The sequence below is a fragment of the Alteromonas sp. AWQ4_252 genome, assembly GCF_056158205.1.
Map to the genome: position 1 here is coordinate 2412293 of NZ_JBSWSV010000001.1, position 26639 is coordinate 2438931.

At 45.8% G+C, this 26639-nt stretch carries 29 protein-coding genes and 4 tRNA genes; 29 read left to right on the forward strand and 4 right to left on the reverse strand.

The annotated features are described in order from the left end of the window. Positions 1 to 96: 96 nt before the first annotated feature. The 5 genes from ACXACM_RS10660 to ACXACM_RS10680 all read left to right on the forward strand — a co-directional run bounded on the left by ACXACM_RS10660 (position 97) and on the right by ACXACM_RS10680 (position 5809). Positions 97 to 1500: a sensor histidine kinase gene (locus ACXACM_RS10660; protein WP_474824309.1), complete on the forward strand. Its 1404-nt coding sequence runs from the start codon at positions 97 to 99 to the stop codon at positions 1498 to 1500. Further along, positions 1497 to 2090 carry a hypothetical protein gene (locus tag ACXACM_RS10665; protein ID WP_474821635.1) on the forward strand — a complete coding sequence of 198 codons (594 nt, stop codon included), beginning with the start codon at positions 1497 to 1499 and terminating at the stop codon, positions 2088 to 2090. The genes ACXACM_RS10660 and ACXACM_RS10665 overlap by 4 nt, the downstream gene beginning before the upstream one ends. Beyond that, positions 2087 to 3427: a sigma 54-interacting transcriptional regulator gene (locus ACXACM_RS10670; RefSeq protein WP_474821637.1), complete on the forward strand. Its 1341-nt coding sequence runs from the start codon at positions 2087 to 2089 to the stop codon at positions 3425 to 3427. Before ACXACM_RS10665 ends, ACXACM_RS10670 begins: the two co-directional genes overlap by 4 nt. A gap of 223 nt (positions 3428 to 3650) precedes the next feature. Beyond that, positions 3651 to 3875 carry a hypothetical protein gene (locus tag ACXACM_RS10675; protein WP_474821639.1) on the forward strand — a complete coding sequence of 75 codons (225 nt, stop codon included), beginning with the start codon at positions 3651 to 3653 and terminating at the stop codon, positions 3873 to 3875. Between the two features lie 35 nt (positions 3876 to 3910). After that, the gene (locus ACXACM_RS10680; RefSeq protein ID WP_474824311.1) at positions 3911 to 5809 is read left to right on the forward strand and encodes a tetratricopeptide repeat-containing diguanylate cyclase; all 1899 of its coding nucleotides are present in this window, start codon (positions 3911 to 3913) and stop codon (positions 5807 to 5809) included. Between the two features lie 129 nt (positions 5810 to 5938). Here ACXACM_RS10680 and ACXACM_RS10685 read toward each other — a convergent pair whose 3' ends face one another. Beyond that, the gene (locus ACXACM_RS10685; protein ID WP_474821641.1) at positions 5939 to 6814 is read right to left on the reverse strand and encodes a DUF72 domain-containing protein; all 876 of its coding nucleotides are present in this window, start codon (positions 6812 to 6814) and stop codon (positions 5939 to 5941) included. Between the two features lie 194 nt (positions 6815 to 7008). On the opposite strand from ACXACM_RS10685, the gene aspS reads away from it, so the two are divergent. The 17 genes from aspS to ACXACM_RS10770 all read left to right on the forward strand — a co-directional run bounded on the left by aspS (position 7009) and on the right by ACXACM_RS10770 (position 18956). Then, positions 7009 to 8772 carry an aspartate--tRNA ligase gene (gene aspS / locus ACXACM_RS10690; protein ID WP_474821642.1) on the forward strand — a complete coding sequence of 588 codons (1764 nt, stop codon included), beginning with the start codon at positions 7009 to 7011 and terminating at the stop codon, positions 8770 to 8772. Between the two features lie 2 nt (positions 8773 to 8774). After that, complete coding sequence (gene nudB, locus ACXACM_RS10695) at positions 8775 to 9212, forward strand: dihydroneopterin triphosphate diphosphatase (protein WP_474821643.1); 438 nt, start codon at positions 8775 to 8777, stop codon at positions 9210 to 9212. Continuing rightward, positions 9209 to 9727, forward strand: coding sequence for a crossover junction endodeoxyribonuclease RuvC (gene ruvC / locus ACXACM_RS10700; protein WP_474821645.1), 519 nt, complete (start codon positions 9209 to 9211; stop codon positions 9725 to 9727). The genes nudB and ruvC overlap by 4 nt, the downstream gene beginning before the upstream one ends. A gap of 32 nt (positions 9728 to 9759) precedes the next feature. Further along, complete coding sequence (gene ruvA, locus ACXACM_RS10705; protein WP_474821646.1) at positions 9760 to 10377, forward strand: Holliday junction branch migration protein RuvA; 618 nt, start codon at positions 9760 to 9762, stop codon at positions 10375 to 10377. A 12-nt stretch (positions 10378 to 10389) separates the two neighbouring features. Then, positions 10390 to 11394, forward strand: a complete 1005-nt coding sequence (gene ruvB / locus ACXACM_RS10710; protein WP_474821647.1) for a Holliday junction branch migration DNA helicase RuvB — start codon at positions 10390 to 10392, stop codon at positions 11392 to 11394. 431 nt (positions 11395 to 11825) lie between these two features. After that, a complete protein-coding gene (gene ybgC, locus ACXACM_RS10715) occupies positions 11826 to 12233 on the forward strand; it encodes a tol-pal system-associated acyl-CoA thioesterase (protein ID WP_474821649.1) in 408 nt (135 codons plus the stop codon). Further along, complete coding sequence (tolQ, locus tag ACXACM_RS10720; RefSeq protein WP_216025986.1) at positions 12223 to 12903, forward strand: protein TolQ; 681 nt, start codon at positions 12223 to 12225, stop codon at positions 12901 to 12903. The genes ybgC and tolQ overlap by 11 nt, the downstream gene beginning before the upstream one ends. A gap of 21 nt (positions 12904 to 12924) precedes the next feature. Next, positions 12925 to 13347 (forward strand): protein TolR, encoded by a 423-nt coding sequence (gene tolR / locus ACXACM_RS10725; protein WP_216025987.1) that lies wholly within the window; start codon positions 12925 to 12927, stop codon positions 13345 to 13347. A 5-nt stretch (positions 13348 to 13352) separates the two neighbouring features. Further along, a complete protein-coding gene (gene tolA, locus ACXACM_RS10730; RefSeq protein ID WP_474821651.1) occupies positions 13353 to 14165 on the forward strand; it encodes a cell envelope integrity protein TolA in 813 nt (270 codons plus the stop codon). Between the two features lie 5 nt (positions 14166 to 14170). Continuing rightward, entirely contained in the window at positions 14171 to 15526 is a 1356-nt protein-coding gene (tolB, locus tag ACXACM_RS10735; protein ID WP_474821652.1) for a Tol-Pal system beta propeller repeat protein TolB, read from the forward strand. Between the two features lie 33 nt (positions 15527 to 15559). Next, a complete protein-coding gene (pal, locus tag ACXACM_RS10740; protein WP_474821654.1) occupies positions 15560 to 16126 on the forward strand; it encodes a peptidoglycan-associated lipoprotein Pal in 567 nt (188 codons plus the stop codon). 68 nt (positions 16127 to 16194) lie between these two features. Next, positions 16195 to 16956 carry a tol-pal system protein YbgF gene (gene ybgF, locus ACXACM_RS10745; protein ID WP_474824313.1) on the forward strand — a complete coding sequence of 254 codons (762 nt, stop codon included), beginning with the start codon at positions 16195 to 16197 and terminating at the stop codon, positions 16954 to 16956. 251 nt (positions 16957 to 17207) lie between these two features. Further along, a tRNA-Lys gene (locus ACXACM_RS10750) sits at positions 17208 to 17283 on the forward strand. 46 nt (positions 17284 to 17329) lie between these two features. Next, positions 17330 to 17405 (forward strand) — tRNA-Lys (locus tag ACXACM_RS10755). A 40-nt stretch (positions 17406 to 17445) separates the two neighbouring features. Then, positions 17446 to 17521, forward strand: a tRNA-Lys gene (locus ACXACM_RS10760). A 183-nt stretch (positions 17522 to 17704) separates the two neighbouring features. Then, positions 17705 to 18766, forward strand: a complete 1062-nt coding sequence (gene nadA / locus ACXACM_RS10765) for a quinolinate synthase NadA (protein WP_474821655.1) — start codon at positions 17705 to 17707, stop codon at positions 18764 to 18766. Positions 18767 to 18865: 99 nt separating this feature from the next. Beyond that, positions 18866 to 18956, forward strand: a tRNA-Ser gene (locus ACXACM_RS10770). A 237-nt stretch (positions 18957 to 19193) separates the two neighbouring features. Here the strand turns inward: ACXACM_RS10770 and ACXACM_RS10775 are convergent. Then, complete coding sequence (locus ACXACM_RS10775; protein ID WP_474821656.1) at positions 19194 to 19763, reverse strand: SDR family oxidoreductase; 570 nt, start codon at positions 19761 to 19763, stop codon at positions 19194 to 19196. 39 nt (positions 19764 to 19802) lie between these two features. On the opposite strand from ACXACM_RS10775, the gene ACXACM_RS10780 reads away from it, so the two are divergent. Beyond that, the gene (locus ACXACM_RS10780) at positions 19803 to 19949 is read left to right on the forward strand and encodes a helix-turn-helix domain-containing protein (protein WP_474821658.1); all 147 of its coding nucleotides are present in this window, start codon (positions 19803 to 19805) and stop codon (positions 19947 to 19949) included. 69 nt (positions 19950 to 20018) lie between these two features. On the opposite strand, the gene ACXACM_RS10785 is transcribed toward ACXACM_RS10780, so the two are convergent. Continuing rightward, positions 20019 to 20897 carry a LysR family transcriptional regulator gene (locus ACXACM_RS10785; protein ID WP_474821660.1) on the reverse strand — a complete coding sequence of 293 codons (879 nt, stop codon included), beginning with the start codon at positions 20895 to 20897 and terminating at the stop codon, positions 20019 to 20021. Between the two features lie 116 nt (positions 20898 to 21013). Here ACXACM_RS10785 and ACXACM_RS10790 point away from each other — a divergent pair, with 116 nt between their 5' ends. From ACXACM_RS10790 to ACXACM_RS10815, 6 genes are all read left to right on the forward strand, one after another. Then, positions 21014 to 21751 (forward strand): SDR family oxidoreductase, encoded by a 738-nt coding sequence (locus ACXACM_RS10790; RefSeq protein ID WP_474821661.1) that lies wholly within the window; start codon positions 21014 to 21016, stop codon positions 21749 to 21751. 199 nt (positions 21752 to 21950) lie between these two features. Further along, complete coding sequence (locus ACXACM_RS10795; protein WP_474821663.1) at positions 21951 to 22430, forward strand: DUF1097 domain-containing protein; 480 nt, start codon at positions 21951 to 21953, stop codon at positions 22428 to 22430. 334 nt (positions 22431 to 22764) lie between these two features. Then, positions 22765 to 23097 (forward strand): hypothetical protein, encoded by a 333-nt coding sequence (locus tag ACXACM_RS10800; protein ID WP_474821664.1) that lies wholly within the window; start codon positions 22765 to 22767, stop codon positions 23095 to 23097. Between the two features lie 140 nt (positions 23098 to 23237). Continuing rightward, positions 23238 to 23546 carry a DUF1272 domain-containing protein gene (locus ACXACM_RS10805; protein WP_474821666.1) on the forward strand — a complete coding sequence of 103 codons (309 nt, stop codon included), beginning with the start codon at positions 23238 to 23240 and terminating at the stop codon, positions 23544 to 23546. A gap of 30 nt (positions 23547 to 23576) precedes the next feature. Beyond that, complete coding sequence (locus ACXACM_RS10810) at positions 23577 to 24473, forward strand: EamA family transporter (RefSeq protein WP_474821668.1); 897 nt, start codon at positions 23577 to 23579, stop codon at positions 24471 to 24473. Beyond that, positions 24473 to 25432: a GlxA family transcriptional regulator gene (locus ACXACM_RS10815; RefSeq protein ID WP_474821669.1), complete on the forward strand. Its 960-nt coding sequence runs from the start codon at positions 24473 to 24475 to the stop codon at positions 25430 to 25432. Before ACXACM_RS10810 ends, ACXACM_RS10815 begins: the two co-directional genes overlap by 1 nt. 61 nt (positions 25433 to 25493) lie before the next feature. On the opposite strand, the gene ACXACM_RS10820 is transcribed toward ACXACM_RS10815, so the two are convergent. After that, positions 25494 to 26543: a Gfo/Idh/MocA family protein gene (locus tag ACXACM_RS10820; protein WP_474821670.1), complete on the reverse strand. Its 1050-nt coding sequence runs from the start codon at positions 26541 to 26543 to the stop codon at positions 25494 to 25496. Positions 26544 to 26639 lie beyond the last annotated feature (96 nt).

Genomic DNA, 26639 nt, shown 5'->3' on the forward strand with positions numbered 1-26639 from the left:
TATTTACCGACGGTGCTATACCACTGGTGCCGTTATCTGTTGCTACATGTATAGGGGTGTGCGATCCTGAAAAACCGGACTTCATTTAGTGATCGAATTTTGCGAGTAGGTTCCCTCAGACAACTCACGTTAGGCAGTTTTTTGCTGGCATTGGTGCCACTTATTGCCCTGTTATGGCAGAGCCAAAGCGATTTGGCTACCGTGGGTAAGATGACATCGGAAGAAACCCGTTATGTAGTGACAGTGGTTGGACAGCTTCAGGCCCTTGATGGCGCCGCGACTGATCTTGAAAGGACTTTAAGGCAGTTTGCTATCATACAGAACGCCACAGTTGCCGACCTGACCGATAACGCCATTCTACAATTTGCCGGTAGTAAATCGAGGCTGTGTGAGGCGTTACCTGAGAGTGAGTTTTGTCAGCAACTCGATAAACAGATTGAGCAATTACGGAATTTTCGTACTATTCAGGACAAGTTGTTGCTGGATGCCTATCTTGCCACCCTCAGTACAGCTATGCAGGGCATAAGGTCAGATGTTGATGAAGCAATTCAGGCCCGCTTGACTCGGCAGCGTGAAAACATGTCTAGTATGCAAGCCAAGCAAGCATGGTCTACAGCCGTGCTGGTTTCTGTCTCACTGTTGCTGATCTTACTGGGAAGCCAGTTAATTGTGAACCCAGTGCGAAAACTCAAACAAATAATACAGATCGTAGCGCATCAGCGTGGCGATTTACCTCCGCTCTCCACCAGGGCGCCTCATGAATTGATTGGTGTAGAGAAAGATCTGCACTGGCTTGCAGAGCGTTTACAGCAGCTTGAACACATTCGCACAGCACTTTTGCGTCATGCTGCCCATGAGCTGAAAACCCCTTTGGCCAGTATTAAAGAAGGGTGTAGTTTGCTTTCTGATAATGTGGTTGGTGCCCTTAATCCTCAGCAGGCTGAGGTGCTCACGTTGCTATCTTCAAGTACCCAGCGCCTCAACACCTTGGTCGAAAAACTGCTCGATTACAATTTGCTCTTACAGCAGGCACAGCCAAAGTTTACTACGTGTAATCCGAAAGACCTGGTGCGTGATTGTATTGAAGATTACACCTTGGCCTTGCAAGACCGTGAAGTGTCTGTCTCTGTGTCTGTAGAGAGTATTAACGTTGATGAAGAATTGTATCGCCGAATACTGGATAATTTGGTCTCTAATGCGGTTGCTCATGGCGCAATAGGCAGGCCGATATCAGTGAATATCTATAGAGTGGGTGATGATGCAATTCTTGATGTTGCGAACAGAGGGAAAAAAATTCCAGCCGAGAAAGTAAGCAAATTATTTGAACCATTTACCCGCGGTGACGACCCAAGGAACGACAATGTCATCGGTACAGGGTTAGGGTTGTCTATCGTTTCAGACTGCGCACGCCTGATGCACGGTGATGTGCAAGTGGTGGATGTGGAAAATGCGGATGTGTGTTTTAGGGTAAGGATACCGCAAGAGGAAAATAAAGAATGAGAATAAGAATGTTGCTGCCGTTGGCGATGTTGCTTGGCGGTTGTGCAGCGATTGAACGTGAAGGTTCGGCACCAGTTGTGCCACTGGAGTCCAACACGGATTCGCCGGTTCTCGAGGAAGATGATTCTTTGTGCCTGGTTGAACCAGCCCTTGAGCAATTTGAGAACCAATGTGATTTGTATTATTGGGTAAATCTTTGGGTTAAAGCTGATAATACACGATGGCCTGAAAGGCGCGATGCCATAGCGGCTCTTGGTGATTCAACAGAGGACACATTAAAGAAAATTATTCTGTCCCTCCCCGTGGATACACCTTACCAAAGTAGATTACGCGCACAACACTGGCTCACCGCAGTCGAAGTAAAAATAAACCCTTCGATGTTGAGTGTGGTGAATTCACTAGTGAAATCGCCTAATGGTGAAATGCTGGAATTAGAGTCCGCGATGGTCATTCTGAATCGCGTGAACACAGATAAAGAAAAACAGCTTTCTATGATCGAAAAAGAACTGACGTTACAAACAAAGAAATTGGAAGAGTTGCTAAAAGTCGAAGCTACTCTGATGGATAAAAACAGGAGTACCCAGCGATGAGCGAATTATCAGTCAACAATGCCAGATTATTGTTGGTAGATGATGATAGGAGCTTGCTTCGTCTTCTTACTATTCGTTTAGAAGGCGAGGGATATTTAGTAACAGCCGTCGAAGATGGTAATGCTGCATTGAAGAAAATTCGAAGTGAAGATTTTGATGTGGTGTTGTCAGATTTACGCATGCCAGGCCTGGATGGGCTATCGTTATTTGAAGAGATCATGGGAGTACGCAAAGACATTCCAGTGATATTAATGACTGCTCACGGCACTATTTCCGATGCAGTTGCAGCGACGCAACGGGGTGTATTCGGATTCTTACCTAAGCCGGTGGATCACGATGAATTGCGCACATTGCTGCAAAAAGCACTCAGTCAGTCGTTAGCGGCACAACCGGAAGAGTGGTGTCGAGACATTATTACCCGTTCGCCAGAAATGCTGAATGTGATGGATCAGGCTTACCGTATCGCCCAGCGAGAAGTAAGTGTGCTTATTAGCGGTGCCAGTGGAACAGGTAAGGAGTTGCTGGCAAACGCAATTCATCGCGCGAGTTCCCGGAACAATAAACCGTTTATAGCCATTAATTGCGGGGCACTACCGGAAAATTTATTGGAATCTGAGTTGTTCGGCCATGCAAAAGGTGCTTTCACGGGTGCTGTACATGCGAACCCTGGCTTGTTCAGGGAGGCTGATGGTGGCACGTTATTTCTCGATGAAATTGGCGATATGCCTATGACTCTGCAGGTTAAGCTACTGCGGGCATTACAGGAACGGCAAATTCGACCGGTGGGCAGCGCAAAACACGTTGATATCGATGTTCGCATCATTTCTGCAACTCACAAAGATTTGCACAAGGAAATGGAAGAGGGCAGTTTTCGGGAAGACTTGTATTACCGCCTGAATGTCGTCAACTTGCAACTTCCGTCACTGAAAGATCGCAGCGAGGATATTCCACTCTTAGCCCGGGCGCTGCTGCAACAAAGTGGTCATCGTCATGGCGTTAATGTTACCCAGTTTTCCGATGATGCCATGCAATCGCTGGTGAAATCGGAGTGGCCGGGTAATGTTCGTCAATTAGTCAATGTGGTCGAGCAGTGTGTCGCACTTACGCAAACCCCGGTTATACCGTTGCATCTGGTACAGCAGGCATTGTCAGCAACACGAGAGAGCTGGCCAACGCTAACAGAGGCACGAGATGCATTTGAGCAAAAGTATTTACACAAACTTTTGAAAATGACAGACGGTAATGTCACCCGGGCAGCTGAACTCGCCGGTCGAAATCGTACTGACATGCACAAGCTGATGAAAAAACACGAGCTAGATGCTGGTGATTTCAGATGAAATGCTGCAATGAAAACCATCCTTTAGAAGCTGAAAGTTTCTGATTTTTAATTAATATTCAATTGGTTAAGAGGTCGGTTTGTGCAATGCTAGTGCTTTGCATGGAACGGCTTCCGCTTTGGAAACGACCAGGTTGTATCAATTGACTTTCTTTTTATTCAAGAAACTTCGCAGTCGTCGTTGACTACGGGGACCCACCCTTCAGTGCAAAAGAGTTGCGCATATGAAGCTATTAGCTATTATCAAAATAGATGTGAAACACGGCACATGGTTTTCAAATATAGTATTTAACTATGGCGTTGCCGTCAGAATCACCCTGCTAACGCTGAGGTTTCGCGCTCTTTATGATTCATCACCTACATTTGACCATGTTGTAATTCTTGAGAGTAATGGCGTAATAGACCGGTTATTTCGGCAAATCGTAGGTTTTACACATCAGCGCCAGTAAATCATATTTTAGTTGCGTTAAAGGAAGTCTTCTTGGTGAAACTTTATATAAGACTTGTGTCGGCTTTCATCTTTGCAGCGTTCATAGCTGCAAGTTTTCAAGGGGCTGCACAAGATCAGAGAAATATTACTGATGAGCTTTCTCTATTAAACGAGCTGGAACGTTTAAACAAACAAAAAGACCTTGCTCCACAAGAGGCGCGCTCATTATACCGCCAACACCTTGAACTTAGTGATAAAAATGGCTGGAAAAAAGCGGCGTTGGTAGCCGAAATCATGGAGTGTGAAGTTTTACTATTGTTAGACGATCCAGACCTGACCTCTAACAAATTAGCCAGATTAAAACAGGAAGCTGTTAACCTTGACAATAAAGACCTCGCTGTCCGCTTGGATATCATTGATTTAGAGCTGGCGTCTTTGCGTCTTAATGATGACGAGATACGCAGAAAACAACGGAGGCTAATAGAACAGACGAAATACCTCGAATACACGCCATTGACTGCAAGAGTTTATGAATCAGTCGGAGCGAGCCAGCTATATCTTTATGACTACGCTGGCGCAATAAGATCTTTGGAAAAGGCATTTGAGCTATACGAAAAATCTGCAGACATGAATGGTCTGGGGAGCGTGCTCAATCTAATGGCTACTGTCAGCAATGATATGGGTGATGCTGATACTGCGCTTAAATACTATCGCCAGTCGTTGGACATTGCCGTTGAAAGTAATGACCAATTCTCTGTATCGGTCGGTCAGTACAATGTAGGAAACGTGTATTTCAAAACTGCCGCTTACGATAAAGCTGAACATGCCTATGAGCAAGCGTTAAAATTGAGCGAGCTCTTAGACGATGATGTGGGTGTTGCCTATGCACAAATTGCCTTGGCGGATGTCTATGTAGCCAGAGAAGAGTATCAGCGATCTGTTGAACTCTATGAGAGAAGTTATAAAGCGTTTGTACTAAATTCGAACTTGCAAATGGAACTTAATGCGCTTCTTGGACTTAGCAGGTGTTATTTAGAACTAGGCAAACTTGGCGATGCTGTTTTAACCATGGACAAACTTAATGTCATTAATGCACAGCTGAATAGTAAACAGGATCAATTTGAATATAATAAGCTCCTTATAAGGTTAGCAGAGCTTAAAGGTGACTTTAAAACGGCTGTAGAAATTCTTCATATCAACGCAGATTTAAAAGACAAAATCCATCATGCTGAAAATCAGCAAGGTGCGCAGAAATATAAGCTTCAATTTGAATCAACGCTCAAAGAGAAAGAAAATGAGTCGCTGCGTTTGCAGAATGAATTGAAAACGATGAAAATTGAAGAACAAGAAAGACAAAGTGACATGTGGGTTTTAGGCGCTGCGTTTATTACATTTGCTTTGTTCTTTGCATTACTCATGCTCACTATACAAGTTAGGCACAGCCGTCAATTGAAAAAATTGGCGTTTATCGATGCACTCACTTCTTCACCAAATCGCCGAAATATTCTTGAAGCAGCAGAGCATCTATTCAACAAATCAATACAAGATCACTCGTGCTTCACAATCGCAATTGCCGATTTAGATAAATTTAAGTCTTTGAACGACAATTTTGGTCACAATACGGGCGACAACGTTTTAAAAGCTTTTGCGGCGAGTTGCGAAAGCTGCTTACGAGACAGCGACCGATTTGGCCGTTATGGTGGAGAAGAATGGTGTTTTGTTTTTAATACAATAGATGAAAACGAAATAACTGGCATTTTTGAACGCTTGGCCAGCTCATTCTCAGCTACGCCCATTGAAGGTTTGCCCGATAACCATGTCGTGACCTTTTCTATGGGAGTTGCCCGTTTTAATCCCGAGATTGACGTTACCCTGCAAAATATTATTAATCGCGCAGATGCACAGCTGTACAAAGCAAAAGAAAAGGGCAGAAATCAAGTTGTGTTTGATTGATGCTATCAATCGTTAAATAGCGAAGACGCTTTTTGGGAGTTTGCTAAAATAATCTCGCGGAGAATTGTTCCAGGCGCTGAAGTTGAGCCTGCACAATGTTACTAATAGCGGAATTCGAATCCGATTTGATTAGAACAGCTGCGCCTGGCTGTCTTCTCGCGGTTCAGGAAAAGACAGCAGTGGCAGTGTGCTGTCGGGATAACGGGTGTTATAAGCGCTAATGAACTGCTGTGCTAACCAGGGCGCATCGGCATTGTCAGGTCGGTGAAAGAAAAAGTAAGGCGATTTTCCTTCACTGCGCCACTGGTGACATTTCTTTATCCAGGGCTGCAATTTTTCAATGTTAGCACGAAGGCTGTTGCCACCGACAAATCGCACAACCGGCTTATCATGGGTGGCGATAACATTAACCGGCACCTTGGGTTTTTTATGTCTGACTTCGGTAGTGATAATATTATCTGCATCGCCACTGAATAAACCCCGAGTGTCCATAATAACCCGGTTTACACCATGTTCAATAAGTAAGCGGTTAAACTCAGCCTCCTGTGTATCTTTGGCAAAAAATGCCAGGTGTCTCACTTCAACTGCCACCGGTATGGTTTCAGGTAGCTCGGAAAGTAAGTTGGCCAGTTGCCCCAACTGGTTTGGGGAAAATGATGCTGGCAACTGAATTAGCAGCGCGCCAAACTTCTGAGCTAATGGCAGTAATAGTTCATATTGCTTCGCTATAATGGGATGATTAGGATCGATGATGCCGCTGTGGGTGACCGATTGATGCAGTTTAAAGGTAAAGCGAAAATCGTCCGGCGTATCAGCGAACCAGCGGGCTACCGTTGCCGGTTTAGGTAAGGCGTAAAAGGTAGTGTTCCCCTCAATACTGTTGAGCTGTCTGGCATAGTGATAGAGGGGGTTTACGCGGGCCGACGACATTCCATGCCAGTTATTTGGCCATTGATTGTGCTGCCACTGGGGCAGTCCGATATAAACAGGTGATAGCGAATTCATCAGTTAGTTGTGCAAATCTGCATTTGTCATTGGGCTTTAGCAAGCATTTGTTTATACTATGCGGCCTTAAATTTAGTCTCAAGACTGAGCGATGGCTGTCAGTTTGCTTTATCTATCACGCTTTGTGCATCAGGTAAACCCAACTATCAGCGGCAACATACTCGCTCAGATTAATTATTCAGGGGTCAGGGACCATGCGCACAGATTACTGTGGGAATATCGATTCATCTTACATCGGCCAGGAAGTGACACTTTGTGGTTGGGTTAACAAACGCCGCGACTTAGGTGGTGTTATTTTTATCGACCTTCGGGACCGCGAAGGTATTGTTCAGGTTGTTTTCGACCCTGATCTTCCCGATGTACTGGATGTGGCAAATACGTTGCGCAGTGAGTTCTGTGTAAAAATGACCGGAAAGGTTCGTCCTCGTCCTGAAGGGCAGATCAACAAACACATGCGAACGGGCGAAATCGAAATTCTTGGTTTGTCTTTGGAAATCATCAATAAATCTGCGGTACTGCCCTTAGATTGGAACCAGGAAAATTCAGAAGAACAGCGCCTGAAGTATCGTTATCTCGATCTTCGTCGTCCTGTAATGACTGATCGCTTGAAGTTCCGCGCGAAAGTAACCGGGGCAGTGCGACGTTATTTGGAAGATGATGGCTTTCTGGACATAGAAACGCCGATCCTGACTAAAGCTACCCCGGAAGGAGCTCGCGATTACCTGGTTCCTAGCAGAACTCATAAAGGTGAGTTTTTCGCGCTGCCACAATCCCCTCAGTTGTTTAAGCAACTGCTAATGATGTCTGGCATGGACCGCTACTACCAAATTGTTAAGTGTTTCCGCGACGAAGATTTGCGTGCCGACAGACAACCGGAATTTACCCAAATCGATATTGAAACCACTTTCCTTGATGCCGACGGTGTAATGGCGATCACGGAAGGAATGATCCGCGATTTGTTCCAGAAAATGCTCGATGTTGATCTCGGTGATTTTCCGCGTATGACTTATCAGGAAGCCATGACCCGCTACGGCAGTGACAAACCTGATTTGCGAAACCCTCTTGAATTAGTCGACGTGGCTGATTTGCTCTCACAGGTTGAATTTAAAGTATTCAGTGGACCCGCCAACGATCCTAAGGGTCGCGTAGCGGTTATTCGTGTTCCAGGCGGTGCATCCTTGTCTCGCAAACAAATTGACGAGTACACAAAGTTTGTTGGAATATACGGCGCTAAAGGTCTGGCCTGGATGAAAGTCAATGAAGAAGCGCCGGGCCAGGAAGGTCTGCAGTCACCTATCCTCAAGTTCTTATCTGAAGATGTTACCGATGCATTGTTGGCAAGAACCGGAGCGAAAGCGGGGGACATTTTGCTCTTCGGTGCAGATTCAGCAACCGTAGTTACCGAAGCCATGGGGGCTCTTCGTCTTAAGCTAGGCGAAGATTTTGAACTCCTAGAAGGTGAGTGGAAACCTCTGTGGGTTGTTGATTTCCCTATGTTCGAAGAAGTTGATGGTGCGTTATACGCTCTACATCACCCGTTCACATCACCACGTGGTGTCTCAGCAGAAGAGCTTGTTGCTAACCCTGCTGATGCATTGTCAGATGCTTACGACATGGTGTTAAACGGCGTTGAGTTAGGGGGCGGCTCTGTTCGTATCCATGATCAAGCCATGCAGTCTGCCGTATTTGACGTGCTGGGCATCGAGAAAGAAGAAGCGAAGAATAAATTTGGTTTCTTACTTGAAGCCTTACAGTTTGGCGCACCTCCTCACGCAGGCCTTGCATTTGGTTTAGATCGCCTGGTTATGCTGATGACAGGTGCAACTTCAATTCGCGATGTGATGGCGTTCCCGAAAACCACAACTGCAGCGTGTCCGTTAACGGACGCACCAAGCCCTGCAAACCCACAGGCTCTGGAAGATTTAGCCATTGCCACTGTGAAGAAGTCAGCAGAGTAAATATGGCTTTTAAAAGGCCTGAATCTGTTTTGGTGGTGCTGTTTGATGAGCACCACCGCTTACTGCTACTGCAAAGGGATGATGACGCAGATTTCTGGCAATCGGTTACCGGTACACTGGAAAAGTCGGAATTACCACTGCAAACGGCATATCGGGAAGTCGCTGAAGAAACCGGTATTATTCTCAAGCCTGGTCAAATAATTGATTGCCAGCAAATTAATCGCTATCTAATTCGGGAGCGCTGGCTGTATCGCTATCCTCCCGGTACGCGGTATAACACTGAACACGTCTTCTACGCTCAAATTCCGTCAACATCCCCCGTAAAACTTACTGAGCATCTCGCTTTTGAGTGGTTAGAAAAACCCGCTGCACTGACCAGATTATGGTCGCAGTCAAACCGGCTTGCGGTAGAAGCATTTGTACCTGGGCCCCGAACATGATTATACTGGGTATAGATCCAGGTTCTCGGATCACCGGCTATGGTGTCATTGCCCGCCAGCATGGAAAATTGGTGTATTTAGGAAGTGGCTGCATTCGGGTTAAAAGCGATGTACTGGCCGAACGCCTGGCGCAAATTTTCACCGGGGTAGGGGAAATTATTCGCGAGTTTTCACCCGAGCAATTTGCCATAGAGCAGGTATTTATGGCGAAAAACCCCGACTCGGCTCTTAAGTTAGGCCAGGCGCGAGGTGCAGCTATAGTGGCTGCTACTCAGTCAGATTTACCCGTAGCCGAGTACTCTGCTCGCCAGATAAAACAGGCAGTGGTAGGCAAGGGCGGGGCAGAGAAGACCCAGGTTCAGCATATGGTTAAACACTTGCTGAATTTGCCGGGAACGCCCCAGGCAGATGCCGCAGATGCGCTTGCGGTGGCACTTTGTCATGCTCATACAGCGCAAAGTTTGATAAACATGGCAGGTAAAGCCAGCAAAACGGTGAGAAGACGTTTGCGATAGCGCGTAAATCGAACAAGGTAAAAAAACATAGAATGATTGGACGTATAGAAGGGCGCTTGCTAGAGAAGCAGCCACCGGAAGTCTTAATAGACGTAAATGGCGTTGGTTATGAAATACAAATGCCAATGACGAGTTTTTACCAATTGCCGGCTGTGGGTGAAAATGTAGCGGTCTACACCCATTTTGTCGTGCGTGAAGACGCTCAACTACTTTTTGGTTTTGCCGACAAGATGGAGCGAGGTCTTTTTAGGGAGCTCATTAAAGCCAATGGTGTAGGGCCTAAATTAGGTCTGACAATTTTATCGGGCATGTCTGCTGCACAGTTTCTTATCAGCGTTCAAAACGAAGACGTGTCAGCGCTAGTAAGTTTACCTGGCATTGGCAAGAAAACGGCTGAGCGATTGGTGGTAGAGTTAAAAGACAGGCTGGCCAAGTTTGGTAAACAAGAAGCGATCCACGTCCCCTTTGATATGGCGAAACCCGAAGAGAATACTATTGTGCCTTTAAACAATGCCAAAGAAGAAGCACAGAGTGCGTTGATTGCATTGGGGTATAAACCTGCCCAAGCAAGTAAATTGGTCACCTCGGTTTATCAGGATGGGATGGAGAGCGAAAGTCTTATCCGCGAAGCCCTAAAAGCAGCTATTTAGTGAGTGATACCCATGATTGAAGCGGACCGATTAATTGCACCAGCTGCCACCACGGAAGACGAGGTTATTGACCGTGCCATCAGGCCAAAAATGCTTGATGATTATACTGGGCAGCCACACGTGTGTGAACAAATGGAAATTTTTATTCAGGCGGCCCGCAATCGTGAGGACGCGCTGGATCATTTATTGATTTTTGGCCCGCCTGGGCTGGGCAAGACCACTCTTGCCAATATTGTCGCTAATGAAATGGGCGTAAATATTAAAACGACATCGGGGCCGGTGTTAGAGAAAGCCGGTGATCTGGCTGCATTGCTCACTAATTTAGAACGAAACGATGTACTTTTTATTGACGAAATTCACCGCCTGAGTCCGGTAGTTGAAGAAATACTTTATCCTGCAATGGAAGACTACCAACTGGATATTATGATTGGTGAAGGACCGGCAGCGCGAAGTATCAAGCTGGACTTGCCGCCGTTCACACTCGTAGGGGCAACAACCCGGGCAGGTTCACTGACATCGCCTTTACGTGACCGCTTTGGCATCGTACAGCGCTTGGAGTTTTATTCGGTAAAAGATCTCACAACTATCATCGTTCGCAGTGCTCGTTATCTTAATCTCGACATGGACGAGGAAGGTGCAATAGAAGTTGCACGACGCTCCCGTGGTACGCCCCGTATTGCTAATCGACTTCTGCGCAGGGTAAGAGATTACGCCGAAATTAAATCTAATGGTAAAGTACACGCCGATATCGCCGCAAAAGCACTGGATATGCTGGACGTGGACAGAGAAGGCTTCGACTACATGGACAGGAAGTTACTCACCGCCATTATTGATAAATTTGATGGTGGCCCCGTTGGGCTCGACAACCTGGCTGCAGCCATTGGCGAAGAGAAAGAAACGATAGAGGATGTGATTGAGCCTTTTCTCATCCAACAGGGTTTTTTGCAGCGCACACCAAGGGGACGAATTGTGTCCCAACGTGCCTATCTGCATTTCGGCTTTGAACCGCAAGAATAAGTACTATCGGCTCAGTTTCGGCGGCGTCAATAAAAAGGTAACACACCAGGTTCGTCCTGGTGTTTTTTATCAGGCATAAAAAAAGCCCGTTCAAATTGAACGGGCTAAAACAACAAGTGTTGAAGGAAATAAATCCAGGGAACTCATGTCAATCAGGAGAAAACTCGTGCAAAACCGTGTTAAACCGTTTCGCTCTGTTCGACAGATGGTGCGCATTATAAACAGAACCGAGTTTTCGGCAATTGAGTAAAATTTCAATTTTGAATTAGAAAAACTAATGCGTTAATGGTGTGTTAATGCTTGCGATGTGATACTGCAATTTACCGCAGTATTATTGCGTTATAACGCTAAAAGTAGACCGGTTGGACCATACTGGTACGGTAGTTGTCTCTTTTTTTTTGATTATTTATTTTGTTTTTTAGGAGAAGGTGTTGAATAAGGCTCATCAGTTTCAGGTCAGGGTATATTATGAAGATACTGATGCGGGAGGTATCGTTTACTACGCCAACTATCTTAAATTTATGGAACGGGCCAGAACAGAGTGGTTGCGAGAACTTGGCTACGAGCAGGATAAAATGTTGGAACAATCAGTGGCTTTTGTCGTCAAACGGGTTGAAATGCATAACCATGCGCCAGCGAGATTTAATCAACTGTTGAGTATTGAATCGCAAATTGTAGAATTAAAGGGCGCAAGTTTGACTTTCAGACAGGAAATAAAAGATCCGCAGGGGCTTAAATTAGTTACCGCGGACGTGAAAATAGCATGTGTTGACCCCGTGGCGATGAGGCCGCGGAAGTTACCATCCACTTTGTTAGGGGATTTATCCAGTGGAATCTGATTTAACGTTTATCGGCTTGTTTTTACAAGCCAGCTTCGTAGTGCAATTGATCATGTTGTTACTACTCGGTGTATCTGTTGCTTCATGGACCTTTATCTTTCAGCGTACCAAAGCGTTGAATGCTGCTGAAAAAGAAATGCGCCAGTTTGAGGATAAATTCTGGTCTGGCGCTGACCTCAATAAACTCTACCAAGAACTCTCAGCCCGTACCGGTGTGTCGGGAATGGCGAATATTTTTTGCTCTGGTTTTAAGGAATTTGTTCGTCTGCGCAAAGGCAATACTGCCGTGAACGGCATTGTGGACGGAACCTATCGTGCCATGCGCGTTTCCATGTCCCGACAGGTTGAAGAGCTGGAAAGCCGCTTACCTTTTCTCGCAACGGCAGGTTCCATCAGCCCGTATATTGGTTTGTTCGGCACTGTGTGGGGAATTATGAATGCATTTATAGCACTTGGTGAAGTTCAGCAAGCTACTCTGGCGATGGTTGCGCCGGGCATTGCAGAAGCTCTGATAGCCACTGCAATTGGTTTGTTCGCAGCTATTCCCGCGGTAATTGCTTATAACAGATTCAGCCACAAGGTGGAAAAGCTGGAGAACAGTTATGGTAATTTTATGGAAGAATTCTCAGCTATTCTTCATCGCCAGGCCATGTCTGCTCAGCCTCAATAACTGCGGGCACGGAGACAAACTATGTATATAAGAAAAAGGCGCAGACCAGTATCGGAAATCAATGTGGTTCCCTACATTGATGTGATGTTGGTACTGCTAATTATTTTTATGGTAACTGCGCCACTGATCTCGCAAGGGGTTAAAGTTGAGTTGCCCAAAGCCAGTGCTCAGCCTATCGAGCAGGAAGATACGCCACCACTGATCGCTTCGGTGGACGTGCAGGGGAATTATTACCTCAATGTCGGTAACGATCAGGATACCGCGTTAGGCACTCAGGAGCTGACCGAGTTAGTTGCCGCAAAACTTGAAAAAGAGCCCAATACCCCGGTAGTGGTCAAAGGCGACGGTCAGGTGGCTTACAATGAGGTTATTCAACTGATGGTGCTGTTGCAGAAAGCAGGGGTTCCCTCTGTTGGCCTTATGACCGACCCGGTTGATGAATAATATCTATGCGTAAACTCAATGCTGACCAACAAGCTTTAGCGAAAGCCATTGGTGTTCACGTTGCTATTGCTGTAGTGTTGCTAATTAGCGTCAGTTTTTCGCCGGAACCGTTTTTGCCGCCCAGCAATAGCGACGCCCCTGTGATTAATGCAACCTTCATTGATGCACAAGCCATTGCTGACAAGCAAAAAGCGGAAGCGGCGGCAGCGGCAAAAGCGCAGGCAGAAGCAGCTGAACGTCAGCGCAAAGCAAGAGAGGCCGCTGCTCAGGAACGTAAACGCAAAGAGGAAGCTAAGGCCCGGGCGGCTGCAGAAAAGCGTGCTGCTGAAAAACAGCGCCAGCAAGAAGCTGAGCGCAAGAAGCAGCAGGAACTGAAACGCCTGGCGGCTCAAAAAGAGCAGGAACGCAAAGAAAGAGAAGCGCGGGAAAAAGCCGAAGCGGCTAAAAAAGCTCAGGAAGCCAAAGAAAAAGCAGAAATGGAAAGGATCCTGCAAGAGCAGATGGAAGCGGAGAGGGCGGAACAAGCTCGACGCAGGCAAAAGCAGGTATTGTCGGAAGTTGATCGTTATCGTGCGTTAATTACCGCCACGGTTCAGCGTTATCTTATCGACGATGACAGCTTTTCTGGTAAGGAGTGCCGACTAAATATTCGCCTGGCCACATCCGGCTTCGTGACCCAGGTTACCCGCTTGGGGGGAAATGACGCGCTTTGCCGCGCAGCAGAAACCGCCGTGCGCAGGCCGGACAAATTGCCAATGTCTGACGATCCGGCTGTGTACGAGCAAATAAGAGATATAAACATAACGGTGAGACTGTAGTGACGATGAAACAAATCAGGATGTTTTTTGGGCTGATTTTACTGAGTGTGAGCGGCCTGGCCCAGGCTTCTTTGGAGATTGTTATCACAGAAGGCGTGGACAGTGCTCGTCCCATTGGTGTTGTGCCCTTCAAGTGGGAAGGTGCCGGCAGTGCTCCGGGTAATATTGCCGATGTAGTCATGGCTGATTTAACCCGAAGTGGAAAGTTCAATCCTATTGCGATAGCAAAAATGCCACAAATGCCCACCACTGATAAAGAAGTGAATTACAGAGCCTGGGCATCGGCAGGTGTCGATACAATTCTGGTAGGCAGTGTTAGTCAGGAAGCTGACAATAGCTTCCGCATTTCTTTTGAACTTATTGACGTTCTCAGAGGTCAGGTTACTGGTGGTAATTCTCAGGCAATGAGCAATGGACAGTTGGTGAGTAGCGACGACCATATTATCGATAAGCGACAAACTGTTATCGCCGGCGCTGACTTTCGTCAGTATGCGCACCGCATAAGTGATGTGGTGTATGAAAAGCTTACCGGCGAGCGCGGCGCTTTCCTGACGCGGTTGGCCTACGTGGTGGTCAGAGACAGGGAAACCAACAGTTTACCCTATCAACTGGTTATTTCTGACTACGATGGTGAAAATGAAACCCGCTTGTTGTCATCTCCTGAACCATTGATGTCTCCGTCTTGGTCTCCTGATGGAGAAAAGCTGGCCTATGTGAGTTTTGAAAATAAAAGGCCGCAGATATTCATTCAGGATATCTATACCATGGAAAGAACGCGAATGACGGATTTTCCTGGGATTAACAGCAGCCCGGTATTTTCACCAGATGGCAAAAAACTGGCTATGGTATTGTCTAAAGACGGTAATCCTGAAATTTATGTGATGGATATTGCATCAAAAAATTTGCAGCGAATTACGCGAAATCGCGCTATTGATACAGAGCCCAGCTGGATGCCAGATGGAAATAGCTTAATTTTTAGCTCGGAACGGGGTGGTAAACCTCAGATATATAGCGTAAATTTATCTTCTCGTAAGGTAAGACGCCTTACGTTTGAAGGCGAGCAGAATCTTGGCGCTACTCTGACACCGGATGGTAAACAGGTGGTGTTAGTGAATCGCACCCGTGGCGATTATCATATCGCTAAACTTGGATTGGAAAATGGCGGGATTCAAGTGCTTACCAGAACCTATCTGGATGAGTCACCGAGTGTCGCGCCGAATGGAAGCATGATTATATACAGCACTCTTCACAACGGAACGCAGGTATTGTCTCTGGTTTCGCTGGACGGGCGCTTTAAAGCCAGGTTGCCAGCCACGAATGGACAAGTGAAGTCGCCGAGTTGGTCACCATTTTTGTTTTAAAAAAGTTTTAGAGAAATATAAGGAATAAAGAGGATGCAAATGAATAAAGTAATGAAGAGCTTCATTATCGCTTTGCCAGTGGTGACAATGATGGCATGTTCGTCCGGCCCAACTGAAGAAGAGTTGGCTGCAGAACGCAACCGTGTCGCTCAGGAACAAGCTAAAGCTGAGCGCGAAGCTCGCGACGCTGAACAAGCACGAGTAAAAGCTGAGGCAGCGCAACGTGTTAAGCGCCAAAAAGAGATGGTTGAACAACAAAAAGCGGCGCTGAAGAAAGAACAAACTGTGTATTTTGATTTTGACCGTTCAACAATTAAAGCTGAGTTCCAGGCTTTATTGGACAAGCACGCTGAATTCCTGGTACAAAACCCGGGCCAGAAAGTTGTTATCGAAGGTCACACCGATCAAACCGGTACACCAGAATACAACATTGCATTGGGCGAGCGCCGTGCTAAAGCCGTAGAAACTTACCTGTTGAATGCTGGTGTAAGCAGCAGTCAGGTAACTACTGTATCGTACGGTGAAGAAAAGCCGGCAGTTATGGGGTCAACCGAATATGCGATGGCGCAAAACCGTCGTGGTATTGTCGTTTACCAGTAAGGATTTGAGGTTTGGTTAAACCTATTATTCAGGGCGTCACTGTGTGTGCCGCCCTTTCTGCTTCAGCAATGGTAATGGCGCAAGCGCCGGTGTACGACGTGGGTGCTACTCAGGTGCCTTCTACTGCCTCTTCAGGCGGTAATAAGTCGCTGGAACAGCGAATTACTATTCTTGAACGCATGGTGGAAAGCCGCACTGAAATGCAGCATCGTCTACAAACTCAAATTGACACCATGCAGGGTGAAATTGACGAGTTAAGAGGAGCTGTTGAGGTTCACACTAATCAACTTGAGAAAGTGCTGGAGCGTCAGCGCGAGCTTTATCTTGAAATCGATAAGCGGGTTGAAGCGTTGAAACAAGCCGGGGTAGGGGCGTCAACGTCTTCTACTTACACCGCTCCAGTTCCGTCACCTGCAACATCTTCCTCAGGCGCAGAGCAACAACCTGCATCCGGGCGTGATGAAACCGCAGCCTATGAAGACGCTGTCAATCTCATTCTGAAATCCAGAGAGTACGACAAAGCCATCCCAGCGTTTCAGTCGTTCCTAGGGGAATTCCCGAATAGTCAGTATGCACCCAATGCCCATTATTGGCTTGGACAATTGCTGTTTAATCAACAGCGCTGGGCAGAGGCGTCAGAACAGTTTAATACTGTCATTAATAAGTTTAGTGATTCTACTAAGCGGCCTGATGCATTGTTAAAGCTGGGTGTCATTGCTGAGAGACAGGGCAATAAAAATCAGGCGCGAACTTTGTTTCAGCAAGTGATAAATGAATATCCCGAGTCGTCAGCGAGCAAATTAGCTCAATCGCGGTTAGGCGGCCTGTAAAGCCTCCCTCGGTAGGTTTTGTTCGGCAGGACCGGTTTACCAGGTTAGGTTTAACTGGTTCTCGCTGGACTGTGGTGCTAGATAAAAAGGTGTTGTAATGCGGGAATAATGAGCGAAGTGCTTTCATTTTGACCGTTTGGTAAAGGATTTACATAAAACTTGAAATAAATACCTGTTTTGGGTTGCGCCGCCTCAGAATATGAGTATTATATGCCGCCGTTGCCACCGAGTGGTAACGAAGGTAAAGCGAAGGGTCGTTAGCTCAGTTGGTAGAGCAGTTGACTTTTAATCAATTGGTCGCTGGTTCGAATCCAGCACGACCCACCACTTTCGCAGTGTCATTTGCAATTTCGTTTTTACCACAGACTAAGATGGGTCGTTAGCTCAGCTGGTAGAGCAGTTGACTTTTAATCAATTGGTCGCTGGTTCGAATCCAGCACGACCCACCACCTTAGTTACAAATCGTTGAATTATTCACGAATTCTTGATGGGTCGTTAGCTCAGCTGGTAGAGCAGTTGACTTTTAATCAATTGGTCGCTGGTTCGAATCCAGCACGACCCACCATCTCCAAGTATCTTCCTAATTATCCTTATTTAGCGTGGCAAATTAGCAATGTGCTAATAGTATGCAGTACTCGCTGGATTATTTAGTAACTTAATTTTTTATTCATACCTTATCCCTATGTAATTTTTATGACAGTCGGGTATAATTCGCCCCCCTTATTGTCGATAATTCAGGCTACTAGTTATGACCATTGCTTTCAGAGTCGATCAAGTTGATTATCCTTTCCCGGCAAAGCCGGCGCCGCTGAGTGATGCGCGCAAGGCGGAGTTAAAAGCGGATATTAAACAACTGTTGCAAGATCGGAACGCTGTTCTGGTGGCACATTATTACACCGACCCTGAAATTCAGGCACTAGCGGAAGAAACCGGTGGCTGTGTGGCGGACTCTTTAGAAATGGCCCGTTTTGGTCGCGATGCCAGCGAGCAGACACTCATTGTTGCCGGTGTTAAGTTCATGGGTGAGACAGCTAAAATTCTCAGCCCGGAGAAAACCGTGCTTATGCCGAATTTAGAAGCAACCTGCTCATTGGATTTAGGTTGTCCTATCGATGAATTCTCCCAGTTCTGTGACGCTCACCCGGACCATACGGTTGTGGTTTATGCAAATACCTCCGCAGCGGTAAAAGCCCGTGCAGATTGGGTAGTAACATCCAGTATTGCCCTTGAAATTGTTGAGCACCTCGACGAGGCGGGTAAACCAATAATTTGGGGGCCAGATCGCCACTTAGGCTCATATATTGCCAGGAAAACGGGTGCAGAGATGTTAATGTGGCAAGGCGAGTGTATTGTGCATGATGAATTCTCTGCACAAAAACTGCAGGATATGAAGTCTGTTTATCCGGATGCGGCAATTCTCGTTCACCCGGAATCACCTGCAAGTGTTGTCGATTTAGCTGATGCAGTAGGTTCTACCAGTCAGTTAATCAAAGCCGCAGAAGTCATGCCGAACGACACCTTCATTGTGGCGACTGACAAAGGCATTTTTTACAAAATGCAGCAACTGATGCCACACAAGACTTTCATAGAAGCGCCGTCGGGTGGTAACGGTGCAACCTGTAAAAGTTGTGCTCATTGCCCATGGATGGCTATGAATGGCTTGCAAGCGATTTACAATAGCCTCACAGAGGGTGTGAATGATCACGAAATCCATGTTGATGCTGCCTTGCGTGAAAAGGCACTGATACCACTGGACAGAATGCTGGGCTTTTCCGAGCAGTTAAAGCGAAAACAGCAGTTAACCGCTTAATAATAAAGCAGTTGGTGTTTTTTTAAAGGTTTTGACTTGATTCATGGTCTGACTTTACCTACTATACGCGCGCTCAGGGGAAACCTTGATACAGAATTTGGAGAGATGGCTGAGTGGCTGAAGGCGCACGCCTGGAAAGTGTGTATACGTTTATAGCGTATCGAGGGTTCGAATCCCTCTCTCTCCGCCAAATACCTACAGGCCCCTAATTCTCTAGGGGCTTTGTTGTATCTGGGCTACAGAGAAACGACATAACCACCTACTTGTACAAAAAGGTGGTACAAATGGGCATCATGGTTTCTCCTTATATGCCTTCATATTCCAAGTGTTACTACATCAGAAGGGTGCCTTTGGACGTCTCGCTGTAGTAGAGAGGAAATCACCAAAATCAGAAGAGTTGTGAATAATTCGACTCTATGGATATCCTTTAATATTCAGTCACCGTCGGTTGAACGATTATCTCATTCACATTAACGTTTGTTGGTTGGTCAATTGCATATTGAATTGCGTTTACGATTGCATCAGGCTTGAGAGCAGTTTGACGAAAATTATCTAACCATTTCTTCGTTTCGCTGTCTGTTGTAGTGTTGGCTAATTCACTCTCTACTACACCAGGACAAATTGTCGTAGCCCGAATATGTTTGGATTCCATTCGAAGTCCTGAAGAAATTGCCCACACCGCAAATTTGGTGCCGCAATAAACCGCTGAAGTTGGAAACACAGCATGTGCCCCAATTGAGGCGATGTTGATGATGTGTCCTTTTCGGCGTTCTTCCATTAACCCTTGTACTGATTCAATACCATGCAGTACGCCCTTTATATTGACGTCAATCATATTATTCCATTCGTCAACTTTTGCTGCTAATAAAGGAGATAAGGGCATCAACCCAGCGTTGTTGATCAAAACATCTATGTGGCCAAATTCTTGAACTGTTTTTTCTACAATGAGTTTAAAATTGTCTCTCGATGTTACATCTAGATAATGTGCCCTCTCCAATTTCAGAAAAAGCTGCGTTTAATAGAAGCTCGTAACCTCATGCTATCTGAACATTTAGATGCTACATCAGTAGCCTACAAAGTCGGCTATGAGAGTCCTTCACAGTTTTTTCGCGATTATGCACGTATGTTTGGGAGTTCTCCAAAACGAGATATCGCGATTCAGATCGAGAAGTTGAAGGCTTAGTGAAAATAGTTGTGCATACTTGCCGAAAATTTGAATAGCCTGATGTCTGAGGACATATTCGTGGTTTATTCAAAATACAGCTGATAGCCAGTCTAAAAAGGCCTTTACCCTGGGTGAATATTGTCTACTGCGAGGATACAATACGGACACAGGGCTGGGCTCCGGGGGATTCTCCTTGAGAATGGACACCAATAAACCAGCTCGAATGCTCCGCTCCACATGGTAGCTTGGTACCTGTATTATTCCCAATCCCAGTTGTGCTGCAGCGACTAGGGTTTCAGCGGAATTTACCATCAATGAAACGGGGACGGAATAGTTGACGATGGTCTCTTGTAAAGTAAATTCCAGTGGCATGGCTGAACTGCTGCCAGTGGCTCGAAAGCCAATCATCTTGTGGTTTTCCAGTTCTTCTATTTGCAAAGGTATGCCATAGCATTGCAAATAATCAGGCGACGCTACGGTAATTTCTTCCAATAAACCAATTTGGCGCGCTATTAAATCTACAGATTTTATTGAACCGACACGTATCACGCAGTCAATACCTTCTTTTACCGCATCAGACAATTTATCGCTTTCACTCATGAACATCTCAATTTCTGGATATTCGGCCAGAAATTGAGGCAGTTTCGGCAGTAAAAAATGGCGTGCAAGCGTGCCATGGACATCTATTCGTAACGCCCCTTTTGGTTTTGCACCAGAAAATGCGCTTTCCGCATCTTCAACCTCCTGAATAATCGACAAGCAGCGAGTATAAAAGGCGGAACCGTCGATGGTAGGAGTGACCTGCCGGGTGGTTCTTTCAAGTAAAACAACGCCAATTCTTTGCTCAAGCCGTTTCACCACATCTGTGACTGTAGAGCGAGGTATATTCATATCCTCAGCGGCCAGCGTAAAACTGCGCCTTTCAAATACACGGGTAAATACCCGCATCGCGTCTATTCTATCCATTATTGTTCATTATTTCCGGATTCTGTTAACAAACTTTAGTTGATTATCCGTAAAAAGGAAATTGTTACTGTAAACATCGATACCCAAAATCCCGTTAATAAACCCTAGGAGGTTGTATGACAGAACGAAATAGAGTCGCTTTAGTAACAGGCGCTTCCAGAGGCATCGGTGCTAGTATCGCCAATCGTTTAGCTAGAGACGGTTTTGCCATTATTGTTAATTTTGCAGGCAATAAAAGTGCTGCTGAGCAGGTAATTAAGCAAATCACTGAAGCGGGCGGTCAAGCCATCGCACATCAAGCTGATGTTTCTGATGCGAGTGCAGTACGAGCAATGTTTGATCGGATAGAAGATGTATTCGGTAGCATCGATGTGCTTGTTAATAACGCCGGAGTTATGGATCTGCAGCCGCTGGCTACGGCAGATGAACAACACGTTGACAGACACATAGATATCAACTTGAAAGGTACGATTAATACGCTTCGCGAGGCATCAGTACGGTTGAATAACGGTGGACGGGTGATCAACTTCTCGACAAGTGTGATTGGGTTGAAGCTTGAAAACTATGGTGTCTATGCCGCAACTAAGGCTGCTGTTGAAACACTTACTGCCATTATGGCGAAAGAGATGCGCGGCAAACAGATTACGGTTAATGCCATCGCTCCAGGACCAACCGCAACGGATTTATTCTTAAAAGGGAAATCAGAGGAGCTGATTAATCGTATGGCAAAAATGAACCCGCTGGAAAGACTAGGTACACCAGAAGATATTGCGGCAGTAGTTTCCATGCTGGCATGCTCTGATAGTGATTGGATTAATGGTCAGGTAATTAGAGCTAACGGCGGCGTTGTTTAAGGAGCACGCTATATTAAAGAAAACCTGTATCGTAACAGGTTCATCCAGTGGTTTTAATCGTTTAACTGCAGTCGCCCTTGCTAGTGCTGGACAACAGGTTTACATATTTATGTGAGCTGTGGAATGTAAAATTATGACAACAATTGGCAACAAGGCACGACGGAGCAAAAGATATAATTAAATGTAGAAGGTGGAGTAGATGTTTAATGGAAAATACATGCAAACGACCATGATAGCGGCTGTCACTGCTACAATAGCTGCTACGGTTGCAAATGGTTTAGAGTGGCCGGTGTGGGCAATGTTTATAGGGTGGGTAGCTTTTACTACAGGTGAAAGTTCGCTGCCGGGGGCTGCTAAAACATATGGCTGTCTAGTGATAGGCTTAGTTTTAGGCAATGTAGCCGTCATGGCAATCGCACTGTTAGCACCGCAAGTGGGCTTTTGGGCCATAACTCCGATTGTATTTGTGGTTGCTTCAATGGTGGTATCTTTACGCGGGTTAGCGGTTTTGAAAAACATCCCAACTTATTTTCTTGGGTTGATAACATTCTTTGCAGCACATATGACACCAGGGGTTTTGTCGACAGTGTCACTAATGTTACCAACCGCTTTGGGCGTTGCCGCGGCATTACTTGGTACTGGGTTCCAAAAGTACGTGAATGAAAAAGTACCTGAGTAAGGGAGAATATAACTAAGACGTCCATGTTCTCTGTCCCGGAAGGGGACTTGTTACACCGTAACGAGAAATTCACATCCGGGAAGGGGAATAGGGTCGAAATCTACCAATAAAAAAGCGGTACATTAACCAAAATAATAAGTTAGCATTCAAAAATGAGGTTGATGGTGACGCAATGCACATAAGAACAATATTGCAGGACTTATTCGCAGTTTTTCTGGATCATAACACGGGTTAGAGTACATTGTTGCTTAGGAGTACACTGCTCGTTAATTTCAAACTGGCAAAATCAGTAAAATTTGCTAATAATCAAATCTTTGAATCGTTCATAAATAAAATGGAAACCCGACTCCCTCTGTACAAAAAATTGTTGGTGATGTGTCGCATTGAGCCTGGCTGTCTTGGGCCTCAGGGAACCGACTATGTCGAGGAATTTTGTGTCTTTGCCAAACAACAACTAAAAGACCACCACGGACATTGTTTGCGTTGGGGGGTTAAGCCCCGTTATGATAAATCACTGCCTGAGATGGAGTTCCAGATCCAGAAAAGTACAGTGTCCCGGGAAAATGCTGCCAAGTATATGGATAGCTTCAACATCGATATAGATGCTTTTGAAGAGGAGTTGGAAGAGTCCCTTGCCGATTTGGTGGATGTGTTTTTCGACCGCTGAGAGTAACCATTAATGCAGCGGACTCCAACGTAGCCCCAAATTTTATGTCTTTTTTGACCCGTTCAGACTGGCGTTTTGCCCTATCTTCGAAGCAAAAACCGGCTTAATATCTCTATCAACACCTATCAGTTGAAGACGTTATGTTAATACTCAAACCGAATTGCGAATGTTGTAATACCGATTTACCGGCGAACTCAACAGAAGCTTACATCTGCACGTATGAGTGTACCTTTTGCGCAGATTGTGTAGATGGCATTTTACAAGGGGTTTGTCCCAATTGCGGTGGTGATTTGCAAAGAAGGCCAATACGGCCTGCAAAAGCCTATCGACCAGGTTTGGGGTTGGCGCATCACTGTTCGAGTAAAGAGCGGATCACCACGCAACTAAGTGAGCAAGACATCACTGTGTTTGTAAACAGAATTAAGAAAATCACCGCGCAGCAGCGCTAGTGACGGAATAGCAGTGATAAAGGAAAGGGTATGTCAGGTAAAGATTTGCTCCTCGCAATATTTATTGTGGTGATATGGGGCGTTAATTTTGTAGTTATTTCGTGGGGCCTTGAGGGCATGCCTCCTCTGTTAATGGGCGGTTTGCGCTTTCTTCTTGTTGCGTCGGTGGGCTCGTTATTTTTCAAACGGCCAAATACTCCCTTTCTGTGGTGGGTGGCCTATGCGATACCAATTAGTTTCCTACAATTTTCATTTTTATTTTCTGCCATGGCATTTGGAATGCCTGCTGGGTTAGCATCACTCGCACTGCAAGCTCAGGCTTTATTCACCATGATTTTTGCTTTCTTTTTTTTAAAAGAATCAATCAAGGCTTATCAGATTCTGGCTTTTTTCATCGCCGCATCGGGGTTGCTTTTCATTGCGCTTAGCAAAGATGAACACACTATGACTGCCTTGGGCTTTGGCTTAACAATGGCCGGAGCGGCGAGCTGGGCTCTGGGTAACATCAGTGCCCGAAGCATTAGTAACCGGGGTTTTAATTCTAATGTCAATTTGGTGATATGGAGTGCTTGGGTACCGCCAATTCCGTTTTTCATCTGCAGTTATTTTTTTGAAGGGCCGGAGCTAATTTGGGCCAGTTTAAGTGGGTTTGGCTGGGTATCGTTTGGTGCATTATTGTATCTTGCCATTGGTGCCACAATTACAGGCTACGGGCTTTGGGGGTATTTGTTGACGCGCTATCCGGCGGGACAAATTGCGCCTTTGTCGTTAGGTGTTCCCATTGTAGGGCTGAGCTCTGCTTTTCTCATGCTGGGTGAAAGTATTATTGCCATGCAGTGGATGGGAATTATATTGGTTTTGCTTGGCCTGCTACTCAATACCTTTGGAAGTCGTCTTCGGCGCAGGGCCGCCCCAGTGAGATTGTGATGCCCGAACCTGTTATAAGAGATAGTGTACCCATATACATAGTGTTGCTCCCAGAGCTTTTGATGTTAGATATGGTGGGACCTGCAGAGGTGTTTGTCTATGCGAATCGGTATGCAGATACGCATTTTAAACTACATTTCGTTGGGCCGGAAACGGAACTGAAAAATTCCCTTGGTTTAAACCTATCCGTCGAGCCGCTTCCTGCATCTGTTGAGCCAAACGCCTGGGTTTTAGTAACAGGCATTGTAGGAAAGGAACTTCAACTTGATACTCCACCGTTGAAAAAGGTTTATGATTGGTTTTCGCAGCATCAGTTTGCCAAAATAATCAGTGTGTGCGCAGGTGCCTTGGTGTTAGCAAAAGCTGGCCTGCTGAAGCATAAAAAATGTACCACGCACTTTATGCATTGTCAGGAGTTATCAGGGTTACTTACGGCGAAGCAAGTACTGGAGAATCGATTATTTGTTCAGGATGGAGACGTTTATACCAGTGCTGGCGTTTCAGCTGGGATTGACCTGGCACTGCATTTGGTTCAACAACAATTAGGACCACAAATATCTGCCAAAATAGCCAGGCAAATGGTGTTGTTTATTCGCCGGGGTATGCAGGATCCCAGTTTGTCCCCGTATCTCGAGCACCGCAATCATTTGCAGCAGAGAATTCATACTATCCAGGATAAAATTCAGCAAAATCCTGCTAAAAACTGGAGCATAGACGAATTAGCTGATTTGGGGCATTGCAGCAAACGTCATTTCACGCGCATGTTTAAAGACAGTACTGGCATCACAAGTAAAGAATATATTTACAAATTGAGATTAAGTCTGGCCCAACAGCTTTTACAACATTCCCGGTTGCCCGTAGAAGAAGTTGCTTCGCGATGCGGGTTTGAAGATCCAAGGCAATTCAGGCGCCTTTGGGCGAGATATCACAGTCTTCCGCCGTCATCTTATCGTCAATAATTAAGGTGAGTAGCATATACAAGGCTGGTGTGAGTTGGACACCGCGCCTTGCATTGTCATTTTATAAGAACTCTTTTTCACCACCTTTCGCCGCCGAGCGATAAATTGCATTGAGCAGGGCAATGGAGCGGCGACCTTCAAAACCATCGACCAGCGGCTTTGTATTGTGTTCCAGTGCGTGCAACACGTCTTCAAAGTTTCTCTGATGCCAGACAAAATCGATCGCTGAGGGGTCGGCTGCGCCAGCGCCAGCCTCGTTTTCATTAAGGCCATGTTGCTGCCTGATTTCATCGTCATCCTCACTTTCGTTAGCAAACTCCCACAAGCGGAATTTATCATCGCTCATGAACACAGAACCCTGAGAGCCGGTGATTTGTATTTCTGCAGGATGCCCGTTTTTAGACCAGCACGCGGTTGAGCCTTGAATTACCCCCAAAGCGCCGCTTTCAAATTCCACCATGGCAATACCAACGTCTTCTACTTCTATCCCTTCATGAGCGACCAGCCTTGTTTCAGCCCGCACTGATTTAACGTCACCCATGACGTACAGCAACAAATCGATGGTATGGATTGATTGGTTAGTCAGGGCGCCACCGCCATCTAACTTCCATGTACCTCGCCATGCACCGCTTTCATAATAATCTTGGGTGCGCCACCATTTAATATAGGCATCAGCCATGGCAATTTTTCCGAATCTCCCTTGCTCTATCGCTTTCTTAAGAAGTCGTGATGATGCATTGAAACGCCTGGGAAAAATTCCCGCTAGCATCACATTATTTTCTGCGCATACAGCTATCATTTCGTCCACTCGTGCGGTGGTAACTTCTAGGGGCTTCTCGCAAATAATATGTTTACCCGCTTTTGCTGCAGCCGATATGGGTTCTAAGTGATACCCAGATGGTGTGCATATAGTAATGACATCGATGTGTGGGGAGTTTATAAAAGAGGTATAATCGTCAAAAGGTGTGCAATTATGTTTTTGTGCAAATGCTGTGGCTTTATCCAACGAACGCGAATAGATCCCTGTCAGTTCTGCATTAGGTATAGCGTCGATGGCCTTGGCATGAAAATCCGCAATCATGCCTGCGCCGACAATCCCAAATCGATACATTTAAAGTCCTTTTTTTAATCAGTTTTAAAAAGTATAGGGAAAATTTGTTTGGGAGACTAGCTTTATGATAACAAGAGGAGTTAGAGGTGCTATTTA